Genomic DNA, 15,320 nt, shown 5'->3' on the forward strand with positions numbered 1-15,320 from the left:
CCGGTAGCAGTGGGATCGTGCTCTATCTCTACCGTGTATGTGGCGGGTCGGCCTTCGGGGTCGGAGTGCCGGATGTAGAAGGCCGGTGTCAGCTTGCTCGTGACCTGGCCTTCGTCGTCGCTGGTCGGGCTCACATAAGCCATGCTCACCTGCGGAGATCCAGGCGGTGGCTCTTCGGCCTTGGTGGTGAAGGACCATGAGTGGCTAACCATCACGTTGCCTGCGGCGTCCTTGGCACCGCTCGCCTCGGCCATATACCGCTTCTCTGCAGCCAGCGACTGCGCAGGGATGAAGCGGACGGCGGTCGGCGAGATCACCTCGAGTGTTCCGTCGACCGGCGTCGCGGCGCTGTCCTTCAAGGTGAGCTGCGCGTCGGAGACGGGTTCACTGAAGGTCACTTGGAGCGGAGCACCCGGCTCGACGTCGGTGGCGTTGCCGAGAGGGTCGGTCAGGGTGACTGTCGGCGCGGTCGTGTCGGGTTGCGCCGTGGTGAAGCTCCACGAGTACGGCGCCATCTGGTTACCGGTGTCATCCTTCGCGGCGCTCACGTCGACGGTGATGACGGTCTCGGCCGGCAAGAGAGTTGCGGGCTTGAACGTCCAAGTCTTGCGCGCCGTGTCGGGGGTGAGGGTTCCCCCTGCAGGGGCGCCTGCTGGATCTGAGACCTTGATCTCGGTGCCGGATACGGGCTCCCCGAAAGTAACGCTGATCGTGCTGTTGACGGGCACGTTCGTCGCGTCCGGCGAGGGGTTTGTCGCGGTCACCGCGGGCGGGGTCGTGTCAGGTCCTGCGGTCGTGAAGGACCAGGTGTAGGGCGACATGACGTTGTCGGAGGCGTCGGTCGCGTTGCTGACGGTCGCGGTGTAGACGGTGTTCACGGCCAGGGATTGAGCCGGGGTGAACATGAGGCGCTGGTCGCCGGGCTCCATGTCCAGGACGCCTGGAACGTCGTTGCCCTGTGGGTCCTTGAGCGTCACGTTCGCGGCCCGGACCGGCTCGCTGAAGGACGCCTTGATCGGGGAGTTGACGACCACGTCGGTCTGCGAGCGGGCGGGCTCCGTCTGGGTGATGGCTGCTGGTGTCGTGTCACCGGGTGGCAGCCCGGGAGCCGCGTCCGGGTCGAGTGCTGTTTCGAGCTCTTCAGGAGTCATCCCGTCTGGGATGAACATCTTCTCCGAGACGGTCTCGGTGTATCCCTCCGTGACCTCGGTGGCGGCTCTCGCCTGAGCTGGCGTCATCGTCTCAGGGGGCGCTTCCTGGGTGCCCGTTGCCTGGTCGATCGCCGCGAAGATCTGGTCGTCGGACGCGTCCGGTTCAAGTCCCCACAGGGTGGCGATCCGTGTCTGAGCCGGTTCGTAGCCGATGATGAGCTTGGGGCCGTGGGAGCCGTAACCGTCCTCGCCGTACTCGTTCGAGCGGTACGCGCGCCAGTTGGTGTAGTCGGACTCGTTGCCCGCTGTGAGCTGGAAGCCGTAGTTAGGCTCGCCGTTGGCCCACTCCTGCGCGATGCCGTTGACGTAGTGGTAGAGGTCCCACTCGTAGTCCATGTAGCCGCGGGCGCAGCCGGGGAGGTAGGCGCCGTATTCGGTGTCGGCACCTGAGCTCGTCACCGTCGGCTGGTTGTTCCACGTGAGTGTCGACACGTCCCAGTGCTGGGTGATCCTGCGGGCGGTGATGCCGGAGCCGACCGATTCGCCGCAGTCGTTGGACGCGATGTTCCAGAGCTTGAGGTCGGCGTTGGTCACGCGTCCGCCGCGGAGCGGCGAATCCTCCGGGATGGCCTCGAAACGGATGTACGTGCGCCAGCGCACGGCGCCTTCGTTGGTCTTGCCTGCCTGCAGGTGGTAGGCGCCGCTGTTGGCGTAGCCGTTCTGGTAGGAGGAGTTGTTGATAAAGGTGTCGTTGCCGACCGGCAGTTCGGTCCAGTCGGAGGCGGCCACGACGAACGTGACCGGGTAGGTGACCTCGGGATCGGCGAGGAACTCCGCGTCGGGCCGATAGACGAGCACCTGGCCCGCCGCGCTCTTCTCGACCGAGGGCGTCACCTTGCCAACGCGCCCTTCCTCACCGACGCTGAGGTTTGCACTGGCGTCCACCAGCAGCGGAGTCGGGATCTCCGTGGTGCGGCGCTCAGCCTGCGCGGAGGCGTCGTGCAGGGCCAGATTCCCCGAAGAGGTCTTCCCGAAGGAGGCTCCTGCGGGCAGTTGGACGGGGACCTGGAGCTTCAGCGGGCTCACCGGCCGCTGCCGTACGATCACCTCTTGTCGGAACCCGGTCGGCGTCGCGATGACGGCGAGATCAACGCCCTGGCCGTAGGCGTCCGGGTATTCGGCCCTGTTGTCGGCGATCTTCGGCGCGGGCAGTTTCCCGGGAGCGGAGATTTTGATTGTCAACCCGTCGCGCTGCCTGATCGCTGTGAGCAGGTCGGTGCCGCCACCGCTGGAGAGCGTAAGACCGGCCTTGGTGGCACGCGGCTTGATGGCGCCGTTGTCGTTCACCAGCGTCGTGTCGACCGGCCGCCAGGTGTCGCCCTGCTTGACGCGGACAGGGACGGTGAAGAACTCGGTGGTGAGAGTCTTGCCGTCGCTGTTGGCGTAGGTGGTCGAGCTCTCGGTGTGGAGGCTGGGGACCTCGGTCTGGCGACCGATCTTCTTCGCCTCCGCCTTGGCCGAGTCGAGCGGGGAAAGCGGCGTGGTGACCGAGGCGGAAGGGCTCGCCGGGGGAGACGGTTCGGCGGCGGCCTGCTCGGTGGCCATGAGTGACGCAGTAAGCGTCAGCGATACGGCCACTATGAGTAATCGAGGTTGATCCCATCGTGATCGCTGTGATGCGTTCAAATTCGCCTCGGTGGTGTGGAGGAAAAGGGTCGAGTGGATCTTTACATTCACCTTATCCGAACGCAAGATCGAAAAGGGAAATGTCGAGTTCCTGATCAGTTGACGGCTTCGAGCCACGGCCACTCCCCACGCCCGTCCGGTACGCCAGCCCGCCGCTCTTGATCCTCAAGGGTGCTTCGGAGATGGTGGGAAGCGCGGGATCAGGTCGAACCTGTGCCGCTCGAATATTGAGTTACGTGGCCTGGGTTGCGGTCATGTGGCCTGGGTGTTCGTTGATAGTGTCTGTGGCGACGGGGCCTCGGCGGATGGAGCGTAGGTCATCGAGGTCGGTCACCCGTCGGGCGGGATGCGTTGCGATGTTCAGGGGACGCTGTTGCCGCGACTGGTGTGGCCGGTGTTTGTAGTGGATCGGATGCTCCTGGAGCACGCGGGCGTCAGGGGGCCAAGATTCGGGATTCGGGGTCTGGCACGAATTCCGTGAACGGGCATGCTCAGTCGGCGAGTAGGACGCGTTTGCGCAGTAGGTCGGGGTTGGCTCGTCCATACATCTGTCGCTTGAGCATCTTGATGCGGTTGACGTGTCCTTCGACCGGGCCAGAGCTGTAGGGCATGGTCAGACCCGCGCGGGCTGCGTCGAGATCGCGGCGCAGGCCCGTGATGAAGGAGCGCAGTTCGGGCAGTTCGTCGGCGTCGGCTGTGGCCATCCAGCGCTCAAGATGATGGCCGTGCCGGTTGACCATCATGTCGGCGAAGGCGCGGACTTGGTCGTAGAGCCTGGCCAGAGGCGGGCAGGCGGTGGTGAGGGCGTCCAGGTGTCTTTGCTCGTCAGTGGTGAGGGTGGCGGGTTGCGCAGCAGCCATCCGGTGGCTTGCCGCACCGTGGGCGCGGACGGGACCGGAGGTCGCCTGATGGTGTCCGAGCGCCAGGACTGCAGGTATTGGCGGACGGTGGTGGGAGCGCCGCGGTAACCGCGTTCGTGCAGTTCCTGGTAGAGCTGTTCGGCGTTGGTGCAGCCCTCGTTCCAGCGCTGGCGCAGGTAGGGCTCGAAGGCGTCCAAGGCTCGCGGGCGGCGTCCGGTGCCGTCCTTGACCAGCAGTTCTTCTGGAGTGGCGGCGCGGGCGAAGCGGCGCACGGTGTTGCGGGCCAGGCCGAGCTCGGTGGCGATCGCGCGCGGGTCCTGCCCTTGGGCGAGCAGCTGGTGGATGGAGGCATGCCGCTGTCGCGTCCGCTCGGCCAGTGGTCCTGTTCGAGCCGGTGGTTGGCGTTTGGCCTGGCTGGCGGGGTGTGGGCTTCGACGGTTTCGGTCGGTGGGGTGAGTGGCGGGAGATCACGTAGGACGGTGCGGTGTTTGGCCAGGGTGCGTTCGACGGCTTCGCTGAGGTTTCTCCACATGTGCCAGCGATCGGCGACCTGGGTTGCCTCAGGTGCGCCGCGGGCGGCGCCTTCCAACGTAGCTGCCGGCGCGGTCGCGGCAGATGATCTCAACGCCCGGGTGGTCGGCCAGCCAGTTGGCCAGCGCGTCGGCGGAGCGCTCGTCGAGCACGTCGATGGGCCGCCGGGTGGTGATGTCGATCAGGATGGTGCCGTAGCGGTGGCCCCGGCGTAGCGCGAAGTCATCCACTCCGAGCACCTGCGGCCCAGCTTGCAGAGCGGGCTCGGGCAGGGCGCGGATGATCCGGATCAAGGTCATCCGGCTCACCGCCGTGGCCAGTCGGCCGGTGAGCCGGGCGCCGGCCCGGCCGCCGAGCGCCAGCGCGATCGCCCGTAACGTTTGCAGCAGGGCAGTGCTGTGGCGGCCGTAGCGCACGGTCAGCCCGGGCACCTGTTCGGCGAAGGTCTGCTTGCCGCAAGCTGGGTTGCGGCAGAAGAAGCGTGTCACCAGTAGATGGATCAAGGTTTCCTGGCCGCCGATGGCGGCGTCGCACAGCCGCCGTTCGTAGCGGCTGTGCACCTTCTCCGACACCCCTCCACGTGCAGGACATGCCGCCTGCGACGTGTCTGTTCTGGCTTGGATACGTACCGACTTGCCGGTGCGGGACACGCGCTCGATACAGATGCCGGCCAGGTGAGGGAGGAAGACTTCCAGCAGCTCCGAGACGATCACCAAACATGATCAACAAGTCGTGGGCCGAGCCCACCGGGAGATCACGGAATGTGTGCCAGACCCGGGATTCGGCCGTCGTTGACGGGGGCGTTGGAGCATGAGCCGAGCACGGCGGCCGTTGCCACCTGTAGGGCTGGCGTGTTCTTGGGCACGGGAAACGTTGCGGAGTTATGATGTGATGATCAGATGGAGGGTCCGTCGTGCTCGGTTCGTGCTCGCCCGCCCCGACACGCCCCGTCAGGGCTCGGCACTGCCGGGCACGCAAAGCGCGCGCAGGCGGCACGAACCATCACTCAACGGCACGACGCGACACTAAAAGATCTTGCTTCTAATCCGTAGGTCGTAGGTTCGAATCCTACAGGGCGCGCTTTGATCATGGTCTGACCTGCGGTTATGCGGGATCGGATGCGTTCTGGAATATTCGTCTGGCGGTTGCGTCCTCCGTGCGTGCTCGCGCGCACCAACCCCGCACACACCATGATCCATTCACCGCCTCCGGCTGCTGCGGGAAGAGCAGCGGCCCCGCCTCGCCGCGAGGCGGGGCCGCGCGGGGCCGGAGGGACTGAGAACAACGGTAGAACAACGGTGTAACTCCTGATCATGGAGGACACACCTAATGAGTACTGTGATCCAGGCATCGACGGAGATCGACCTGGAGGGCGCCGCGGTGGCGCGCAAGAAGCCGGAGGACTCGACGGATCGGGAGCTGGTGGCCCGGCTGGTCGATCAAGCTCGTGTCGAGGGCGTGGAGCTGGCGGGTGAGAACGGGCTGCTGGGCCAGCTGACCAAGCTGGTCCTGGAGTCCGCATTGGAAGGGGAGATCACCGACCATCTCGGCCACGGCAAGCACGAGCGCTCCGGCAACGAGACCGGCAACACCCGTAACGGCAGCCGGTCCAAGACCGTGCTCGCCGACGTCGGTCCGGTCGAGATCAGCGTGCCGCGCAATCGGGACGGCAGCTTCGAGCCGAAGATCGTGCGCAAGCGGCAGCGGCGTCTGTCCGGTGTCGATGAGATGGTCATTTCGCTGGCCGCCAGGGGCCTGACCACCGGGGAGATCTCCGCGCACCTGGCCGAGGTCTATGGCGCTGAGGTGTCCAAGCAGACCATCTCCACCATCATCGACAAGGTGCTGGACGGCATGGCCGAGTGGCAGAACCGGCCACTCGATCCTGTCTACCCGGTGATCTTCATTGACGCTATCCACGTGAAGCTGCGGGAGGGCCAGGTCGCCAATCGGCCCATCTACATCGCCCTGGCCGTCACCGTCGACGGTGAGCGCGACATCCTCGGGTTGTGGGCCGGTGACGGCGGAGAGGGCGCCAAATTCTGGCTGCACGTGCTGACCGAGATCAAGAACCGTGGCGTCACAGATGCGCTGATGGTGGTCTGCGACGGCCTGAAAGGGCTGCCGCAGGCCATCGAGACCGTCTGGCCGCAAGCCGTCGTCCAGACGTGCGTCGTTCACTTGCTGCGGGCCTCGTTCCGGTATGCCGCCCGCCAGCACTGGGACGCCATCGCCAAGGCGCTTAAGCCGGTCTACACCGCCCCGACCGAGGCTGCTGCGCTCGAGCGCTTCTATGAGTTCACTGAGACGTGGGGCGGCAAGTACCCGCTGTGGGAGGACGCCTGGGCCGAGTTCGTGCCCTTCCTCAACTTCGACACCGAGATCCGCCGGGTGATCTGCTCGACCAACGCCATCGAGTCGGTCAACGCCCGCATCCGGCGGGTGGTCAAGGCTCGTGGTCACTTTCCGAACGAGCAGGCCGCGCTCAAGTGCGTCTACATGGCGATCATGAGCCTCGACCCGACCGGCAAGGGCCGCAAACGCTGGATCACCCGCTGGAAGGCCGCCTTGAACGCCTTCGCCATCACATTCGACGGCCGCCTGACCCCGACCACCCGATAACTAATCAAGATCGAGAAACACCGTTATCTAGGCTCTGGCCCGTAATCGGTGGTGGCGCTGGGTGATCAGCTGCCAGGCTGGGCCATGTCGAAGATCGACGATCTTACGGGTGTGGTGTTTGCGGGTTTGTCTGCCCTGATCATCGAGGGTGTGGAGGGCGAGGACGACCTCATTCGGGTCATGGCCCGGACGCGCGGTGAGCCGGTACCGTGCCCGGTGTGCGGGACGCTGACCGGGCGAGTGCACGGCTACTACAGCCGGACGGTGGCCGATCTCCCCGTCGACGGTCGGCGGGTGGTGGTGTCGGTACAGGGACGGCGTCTGCTCTGCCCGGCATGGGAATGTGGTCGGCAGACGTTTCGTGAGCAGGTGCCCGGGCTGCTCGACCGCTACCAGCGTCGAACTCGTCGGCTCACGGGCCAACTGGGCGCCGTGGTCACAGAACTGGCCGGCCGGGCAGAGGCTCGGCTCTCGGCGGTCCTGGCCGTCGCGGTCTCCAGGTCCACGGCACTGCGCCTGCTCATGCGGCTGCCGCTGCCACCGCTGCGGATCCCGCGCGTGCTGGGTGTCGATGACTTCGCTCTCAAACGCCGCCACCGTTACGCCACCATCCTCACCGACGCCGAGACCGGCGAGCGGATCGACGTGCTGCCCGGCCGTGGTGCCGACGCCCTGGAGGCCTGGCTGCGATCCCACCCCGGGGTCGAAATCGTCTGCCGCGACGGATCGGGCACCGTTGGAGGCGATTCGACGCGCTTTGCCGGATGCGGTGCAGGTCAGCGACCGGTGGCACCTGTGGGCGAATCTGTGCGACAAGACTCTTGCCGAGGTTCGTTCCCACAGCGCCTGCTGGGCTACGGTCAACCCGGCCCGGCTCGCCGGAGTGCGCGAACAGACCACCCGCGAGCGTTGGCAGCAGATCCATGACCTACTGGACAAGGGCGTCGGCCTGCTGGAGTGCGCCCGCCGCCTGAACCTGTCCCTCAACACCGTCAAGCGCTATGCCCGCACCCGCGAACCGGACGCCCTGCGCCGTGCTCCGCGCTACCGGCCCACCCTCGTCGATCCTTACCGCGATCACCTGCGAGAGCGGCGCGCCACCGACCCCGCCGTGCCAGTCCAGCAGTTGTTTCGTGAGATAAGAGAACTCGGCTACACCGGCAGCCTCAATCTCCTCTACCGCTACATCACCCAAGGCCGAGCCGAAGGAGAACGGCCCCGTCACCACCCCGCGCCGCCTGGCACGCCTCCTGCTCACCCACCCCAACCGGCTACGCGAAAGCGACACCCAACTGGTGCAGGAACTCACCGCAGCCTGCCCCGAACTGACCGCCCTCGCCCGCCATGTCCGCGACTTCGCCGCCCTGCTCACCCCCGCCGACAGCAACGACGCCAAGCTCACCGCCTGGATCACCACCCTCCGAGCCACTGACCTGCCCCACCTGCACGGCTTCGCCAACGGCCTCGAACTCGACCGCAACGCCGTGAACGCCGCCCTCACCCTCCCGCACCACAACGGCCGAACCGAAGGCGTCAACACCCGCACGAAAAGAATCATGCGACAGATGCACGGCCGAGCCGGTTTCGACCTTCTGCGCCACCGCATCCTGCTGCAGTGAAGATCACTTAACGCCACCACCGATTACGAGACAGAGCCGTTATCTAGACAGACCCCGTCGTACTCGGCCAGCAGCCGATCATGAATGCGCTTGGCGGTGTGCCGCTGCTTACGCGGAGCGCCCAGATCCTCGCGGAGCATGCCACGATGGCGCCCTTGAACGGATCCAGCAACGACGGCCGCGCTGGCAACACCTTGCGTGGCGCGGGCCAGGCCGACATCAACGCCTCACCCACCAACCGGCGGTGCACCCCATACTTACGGGCCAGCGCACGTATCGACAGCTTGCCCACCCGCGAGTCCCGGCGAATCGCCGCGAACAACTCCACCTTCGACTTCGGCACCATACGTGCCTCCTCGCTCACGGAGCACACTGATGCTCCCACCGCAAGAAGGCATGCGGGGCCAAAACAGAGCTACACGAAGTCCCGGATCATGAGGGTGGAGCCACCGCCCAGCTCCAACTGGAGCCGGGACTCAGCTCCGTAGCCGCAATGGCCGTACTTCTGGCCAGAGTGGTCGGGAAGCGTCACCCGCGCCACCCCCGCGGTCACCACGGCGCCACACCCTGCACAAGCGAAAACGACCAAGCAGCCTCCTCCGTTGGGACGATGCGATCATGGTGGCGCAAATCCCGCCTTGTGTGGGAGCGTTCATGACTCGCACGGATGGCGCCTCATGATTCTTCCGGACCCGTTTGAGGTTTTTACGGGCGGTTGATTGTGCGTGCTGCTGCGGCGGCGATCGTGGTGGCGAGCACCCATCCCGCGACCGTGAGCGCCAGGGCGACGGCTTTTGCCGAGCCGACAGGGTCCCAAGCGGTGTCGTGGCCCAGAGTCACCAGCGGGATGAGCAGGTCGAGTGTGTACAGGAAGGGATCCCATGCGGGATGTTCATCGGGCTTGACCGGGCAGAGGCCTTCGGTCCCGGACGGGGTGGCGTTGCAGTGGACGGTGGAGAAGTACAGCGTGCCGAGTGTGAGCAGGACGGTGACGCCGATGGCTGCACGCCATGGCTGGTAGCCGTACCCGAGGACGAGGTCCTGTACTCGGCCCCACATCCGCTGGGCGAGGCCTCGTCCGGCTGCGGCTCGGCGGAGTTTCTCGCGCATCACCTGGCCTGCTTCCCGATCCAGGCCGCAGGCGCGATAGGCGAAGGCGAGTTGCTCGTACGGCTGCGGCGTGTAGCTGTCGTTGCCGCGCCGCAGCCAGGCCAGCCGTTGGCGGGCCGAATGCGGGGGGAGCGGTTGCAGCCGTTCGTAGACGGCGCCGTCGAGCTCCGTTCTCGGCCCGTCCTGCGACAGGTCCTGCAGCGTTCCGAACTTGGCGTTGCGCAGTGACACCACGCCCACGCTGCCGGTTGCGGGGGTGAGGACGGTCTTGCCCGCCTGGGCATCGGAGAGGTCGATCATCACCTCGTCCGGAGATCCGGCCCGCACCAGCGCTCCCGCCAGATCTAGTTCGCCGGTGACGGTGCTGCCTTGCAGGCTGATCCGGCCGTTCACCGTGCAGGAGGCGGCGCACAGATAGCCGACGGTGGCCCGCTGCAGCCAGATGCCCTCACCGGCCTGCGCGGCGAACAGGTCGATCCCGTTCACCTGGGCGCCGGCGAAGTTGAGCGAACCTCCGACGATGAGCCCCCGGCCCGGTCGTTCTTGGTGCCGGTGCCAGTTGCGGCCGTTGAAGTCACCTCCGACGATCACCAGGTTGGCGTTGAGCAGTCCGCCGACCCGAGTCCGATCCAGATCGATGTCAAGGTCGATTCGGCTGCCCTGGATCCACACGTTGCCTTCGACAAAGGCGTCGCGCATCATGAACGTCCGCGCGCGCAGCACTTCGGCCGACAGCTCCGGCAGCCGACAGCCGTTCAGGCACACGCTCTCCACCGAGGCCAGCGTGAGGTCGAGCGCGCTGTCCATGAAGCACCCGGTCAGATCCAGGCCGCAGTCGATGACCGCGCCGCGCAGGTCGAGCCCGCCGGTGACGCGGGCGCCAGTGAGCCGCAGCGAACGCACCCGTCCTGAGGCAGGCGGGGGTCCGTTCAGCAGCAGGGCCGCGATGACCTGTGCCCGTATCCGCCGTTCGGCAGGCCAGGCGGGACCGGTCGCGGGGTCGTCCTCGTCCGGGACGCCGGTACGGAGATCCAGCTCCTGTCCCTCCTGGAAGGCCCGCCATAACCGCCGCTCGGCCGGGTTCCAGTCCCGGGGAGGGCGGCGTGCGCTGAATCCCAGCACGATCACTCCTTTTTCCGCCTGTGTTGCCGTCGAAAGGGGACCCGGTCCGTCAGCGTGGAAGCGCCGAGGGTGGCCTGCCGATCCCAGTACGCCAGCGCCTCGCAGGCGATGAGAGTGTCGGGGTGGTCGGGCCCCTGCACACGCTGTCGAACCGGCAGCAGCGCGGCGAACTGGTCGCGCGCCGATGCCGCGTCCCCAGCCTCGCCCGTCCAGCGGGCCAGCTCGTGCCGTGCGTTCAAAGTGACCGGATGGTCGGGCCCCTGCACGCGCTCACGGACCCGGATCAGGGCGAGGAACTGCTCGCGAGCCGCCGGCGCGTCTCCCAGCCTGCCGAGCAGAACAGCGAGCACGTGCCTGCTTCCAAGCGTCTGAGGGTGCTCGGGCCCGAGGACACGCTCGCTGATGAGCAGCAGTGCCAGGAACTGGTCGCGCGCTGCTTCCGGATCGCCTGCCTGGCCGGTCCAGTAGGCGAGGTCGTGCCGGGTACCCAGGGTGTCGGGGTGTTCGGCTCCCAGCACGCGTTCGCGGATCGGCAGGAGCGCCGCAGCACCGTCACGGGCCGCCGCGGGGTCACCGGCCTGCCCCGTCCACAGGGCGAGGGCATGCCGGGTGGCCAGCACGCGGGGATGGTCCGGGCCGTGGATGCGTTCCTGGAGAGGCAGGAGCGCGGCGAACTCGTCACGCGCGGCTCCGGCATCGCCTGCTCTGCCCCGGTAGCGGGCGAGGTCGTGCCGGGCGGCGAGGGTGCCGGGATGCTTGGGGCCAAGGGCGGCGTGCAGAGCGGCGTGCCGGTCGCGTTGCCAGGCATGTGCGGTACGCAGGTCGCCGCTGGCGGCTAGGTACCGGATCGCCTGGAGCGTCCCGGCCGAGTCGGGGGCCAGGACGGTGCGGACATGGGGCAGGAATCGGGCGTACAGCGGCCAGGAGTCGATGTTCTCCGGGTCGGCCGGCAGCCCGGCAGTGAGCAGCCAGGCTGCCCGTTCGCGTAGCGTATGGCGGTGCTCGTCAGTGAGTTCGGCCCGGATGACGGCATGGACCAGCCGGTGCATGCCGATCAGCGAATGCTCGGGCGGGCCGCCGGGGCGGGCCCGTTCCGGCCGGGTGACAGTGATCATGCTGTACGAGGCGAGCAGGGCGACGGACTCGGCCACCTCCACCGAGGTGCCAAGCGCGTTCATGGGCAGGTCGGCGGGGGCGTAGCAGGCCAGCAGGCCCAGCAGTTCGACGGTCAGCGGGTCGCGGGCGGCCAGGGCGTGCCACGTGACCTGCCACACGCGGGCGATCACGTGTCGATCGGCCTCGCTCTGCCCGGGGGGCGCGGCGGCGTGCATCCGGCCGGGCACCGCGGCCAGCAGACGCCGGTAGCCGGCCACCGTCATGCCGGGAGTCTCGGCGATGTAGCCGCCGGCCTGCACCAGGGCCAACGGCAGGAAACCCAGCTCGTCGGCCAGGCTCTCCAGGTGCGCCGTCTCTGAGTTCGGGGAGCCGATCCGGTCGGCGAGCAGCGCCACGGCCTCCTGAGGGGACAGTTCGGGCAGCGGAATCTGGCCGCTGATCGTGTCCCAGCCGGTCGCCCGCCGGGAAGTGATGAGCACGTGTCCCTTTTCCAGCCGACCCAGATGGGGGTCCAGTGCGTGGGGGTCCTCGACGTTGTCGAATACCAGCAGCCACCTTCGGCGTCCTGTCAGCCAGGCCAGCGTGTACGCGAGCGCGTCTTGCTCCGCCAGCGGTGCAAGCGAAGCCGGCCCGTCCAGGCCGCGACAAGCCGCGGCCAGTGCCCGCCCCAGCTCGACCAGCCCACTCCTGACCTGGCTGGTGTTCTCCGCAGCGATCCACCAGATCAGCTCATAGTCGTCACGGTGCGCGTGAGCGTACTGCAGAGCGAGTTCGCTCTTGCCGATGCCACCCAGGCCGCAGATCGCCAGAGTCATCACTCCCGCCTCGCCTTGCAGGGCGGCCATGAGCTGCCGCAGGGCGTGGTCGCGGCCGACGAAGTGCCGGGCGGGCGGCCGGGGCAACTGCACCACCCGCAGGGGCGGCTCCGGCGCGCGGCCGGGCGGGCGAACCTGCACGATTAGGCCGATGAGCCCGACGACCATGCTGATCACGCTGGCGCGCTGATCCAGCAACGCCAGCACGTCATCGGGCAGTCCCAACGCGTCGGCGAGAAACCCGGCCAGCCCCAGCGTCAGCAGGCCCGCCGCGAGCACTAGCAAGATCCGCCGAGTCCGGCCCGTTGACCGGAGAGCGCGCCATAACCGCACGCTTCAAGCCTGCCCGGCGGGAGCCGCCCCAGCACCTGCCCGGCCGTACCTTCTGGGTCAGGGCCGGGTCAGAGCCCGGGCGGCCGCGGCCGCCACCGTGGTCACCAGCACCCAGCCCGCCACGATCAGCACCAAGGAGACGGCCTTGGACCAGCCGGTCGGGTCCCAGGCGGTGTCGTGGCCCAGGCTGATCAGCGGTATCAGCAGGTCCAGGCAGTACATGAAGGAATCCCATACCGGATGCTCGTCGGCCTTGATCGGGCACAGTCCCGTTGCGGGCCCGCAGGTCGCGCGGGAGAAGAACAGGGTGCCGGCCAGCAGCAGGCCCAGCACACCGGCGACGGCCCGTCCCGGCTGGTATCCGTAGCAGACGGTGATGTCCTGCAGCCCCCACACCTGCCAGATTCGCCCGCGCGTGCGCGCGGTGCGGCGGAGCTTCTCGCGCAACACCTGGCTGGCCTCGCGCTCCAGACCGGCCGCTCGCAGGCAGATGGCGAGCTGGTTGTACGGGCCGGGCTCGGCATGCGGGGTTCCAGCGACCAGCCAGGCCAGACGTTCACGCACGGTCATGTCACTCACCAGCGACTGGTAAGTGAACTGGTCGAGCGCGACCTGCCCGCTGCTCGCTGGCCATGACCCCTGCCGGTCGGCCAGGACGGCGACGGCAGCGTGGTCAAACTCGACCCGGCCGGGCGGGCGTGCCGGAGAGAATTCCAGGCGACGCGCGCTCATCCCGGAAGCACGCAGGGAGATCCCGTCCGCCTGACCGAACGCGGCACCGCCGAGTCGAAGATCTCCATGAAGTACGGCTGAGCTGACGTCCAGCCGGCCGGACAGCGTAGTGTTGCGCAGGTCCAAGTCGCCCGCGATGCTCGCGCCCACGGCGATGAGCGAGCCATGATCGTGAAGCTCGGCGTCGGTCAGATCGACCCCGCCGGTGATACGCGCCATCGTCAGATCCACCGGACCGGACAGCCGTGCTGAGCGCATGACCATGCCGCCTTGCACCGTCGTGCGGGACAGACGTACCGCACATTCAGCTCCGGGGGAGGTCAGGTGACCTCCACTCAGATTGACGGTGCCGGAAATCTCCGCTCCCGCCAAGTCGATGCTGCCCTCGAAGACGCTGCCGGGCGATGCTTGTAGATCACCTGTCAGGCGGATCCCTATCCCGATGAATGCTTTGTCCCCGGCGTTGGCCAGCGTCGCGTTGCCGAACGCGATCGGGCCGCCGGCGGTGGAGTAGGCGAGGTTGATTGGGCCTTCGCAGCGGAAGCCGTTGCGGGCGTAGAAGCCGCCGTTGCCGATGGTCATCTGAGGCGCCTGGATGAAGGCATGTTCGCCGAGGATCTGTGCCTCGTCGAGGAAGACTCCTCCGGTGGTGGTGGAGTTGAGATACCAGCAGCCCTCACAGCGCAGGCCTCGTGCTTCGATTCCTCCGATGTCGGCGTTCTCGGCGTCGATCGCGATCCGACCTGCCGGGGTGATCTGCGTGAATCGCAGGTTGAGCACGCCGCCGATCTTGGCGCTCGCCAGATTCAGCTCTCCTGCAAGGTGGCACGAGATCAGTCCCATGTCGCCGTCGATGGCCAAGCCCTCGGCGGATAGACCTGGTAGGGCACAGCCGACGAGTTGAATACGGGAAAGCCTGGCGTGCTCCAGCGTGGGCGTGGTGTCGAGAACGCAGTCCTGCAATCGCACGGGTACTGTGATGTCGGCGCAGGAGAGATCCAGCACGCCGGAGATTCGGACGCCTCGCGCCCGCAGCTGCGGCATCTGCCCGTCAGCGGGCGGTGGCGGGCTGAGCAGCATGTGGCGGATCACGCGGCCGCGCACTGTCGCGTCGTCCTCGAAGCACTCGCCGTCGCGCATCGCGCGCCACAGGCGCCGCTCGGCAAGCGTCCAATCCCGCGGGGCCGCCAGCCGATCGATGGCGCTCGCGACGCTCGGGGTGACCTGTTTCCGCCTGCCGGACGGGATCACGTGATGGCTCCGCCTGGCAAGCTTCCGGCCCGTGCGAAGTACTCGGCCAGGGGCGCGAGGGCTACGCGAGCACCGTCTTGCTTCGCGCTGATCAGGCTCGCATCGGCGCTCGACGATGTCCTGTGGTCAACCCGTTCCTCCATGCCGAGCGGCGTGCCCTCCATGTCCATAGATCCACCACAGGCCGTTCGGTATTACATGCGGGCCGGCCGTCGGGGGCCCGCATGCTGGTCGGCGACCCGTGTCGGGCGTGCAAACCACTGACAACTGCAACACTCCGTGCGCCAATAGGGCGTCGTCCCTTGCGGTGCCCCTTGGGCAGCTCGCCGTTGCGGCGATCGGCACAACGTTCACCTCCTGCTGCCCGTGGGC

Annotated in this window: 9 protein-coding genes and 1 pseudogene; 2 read left to right on the plus strand and 8 right to left on the minus strand. The window is 67.5% G+C overall.

Annotated features, from left to right (window positions below):
* The 4 genes from ACIBI9_RS39900 to ACIBI9_RS39915 all read right to left on the minus strand — a co-directional run.
* On the minus strand, positions 1-2,954 hold a 2,954-nt coding region (locus tag ACIBI9_RS39900; RefSeq protein WP_397230293.1), incomplete at its 3' end, for an Ig-like domain-containing protein.
* Positions 2,955-3,328: 374 nt separating this feature from the next.
* Positions 3,329-3,649 carry a transposase gene (locus ACIBI9_RS39905; protein ID WP_397230628.1) on the minus strand — a complete coding sequence of 107 codons (321 nt, stop codon included), beginning with the start codon at positions 3,647-3,649 and terminating at the stop codon, positions 3,329-3,331.
* Positions 3,577-3,969, minus strand: coding sequence for a hypothetical protein (locus ACIBI9_RS39910; RefSeq protein WP_397230644.1), 393 nt, complete (start codon positions 3,967-3,969; stop codon positions 3,577-3,579). The genes ACIBI9_RS39905 and ACIBI9_RS39910 overlap by 73 nt, the downstream gene beginning before the upstream one ends.
* A 288-nt stretch (positions 3,970-4,257) precedes the next feature.
* On the minus strand, positions 4,258-4,941 hold the full coding sequence (locus ACIBI9_RS39915) for a transposase (RefSeq protein WP_397230295.1): 684 nt from the start codon (positions 4,939-4,941) through the stop codon (positions 4,258-4,260).
* Positions 4,942-5,557: 616 nt separating this feature from the next.
* Here ACIBI9_RS39915 and ACIBI9_RS39920 point away from each other — a divergent pair.
* Positions 5,558-6,850: an IS256 family transposase gene (locus tag ACIBI9_RS39920; protein ID WP_397230298.1), complete on the plus strand. Its 1,293-nt coding sequence runs from the start codon at positions 5,558-5,560 to the stop codon at positions 6,848-6,850.
* A gap of 114 nt (positions 6,851-6,964) precedes the next feature.
* Positions 6,965-8,469, plus strand: a pseudogene (locus tag ACIBI9_RS39925) (ISL3 family transposase).
* 415 nt (positions 8,470-8,884) lie between these two features.
* On the opposite strand, the gene ACIBI9_RS39930 reads toward ACIBI9_RS39925, so the two are convergent.
* From ACIBI9_RS39930 to ACIBI9_RS39945, 4 genes are all read right to left on the minus strand, one after another.
* Positions 8,885-9,025 (minus strand): hypothetical protein, encoded by a 141-nt coding sequence (locus tag ACIBI9_RS39930; RefSeq protein ID WP_397230300.1) that lies wholly within the window; start codon positions 9,023-9,025, stop codon positions 8,885-8,887.
* A gap of 149 nt (positions 9,026-9,174) precedes the next feature.
* The gene (locus ACIBI9_RS39935; protein WP_397230301.1) at positions 9,175-10,701 is read right to left on the minus strand and encodes a hypothetical protein; all 1,527 of its coding nucleotides are present in this window, start codon (positions 10,699-10,701) and stop codon (positions 9,175-9,177) included.
* Between the two features lie 2 nt (positions 10,702-10,703).
* Positions 10,704-12,911: a tetratricopeptide repeat protein gene (locus tag ACIBI9_RS39940; protein ID WP_397230629.1), complete on the minus strand. Its 2,208-nt coding sequence runs from the start codon at positions 12,909-12,911 to the stop codon at positions 10,704-10,706.
* Positions 12,912-13,022: 111 nt separating this feature from the next.
* Entirely contained in the window at positions 13,023-14,948 is a 1,926-nt protein-coding gene (locus ACIBI9_RS39945; protein ID WP_397230303.1) for a hypothetical protein, read from the minus strand.
* Positions 14,949-15,320: the final 372 nt, after the last annotated feature.

Source organism: Nonomuraea sp. NPDC050451, from assembly GCF_044458585.1.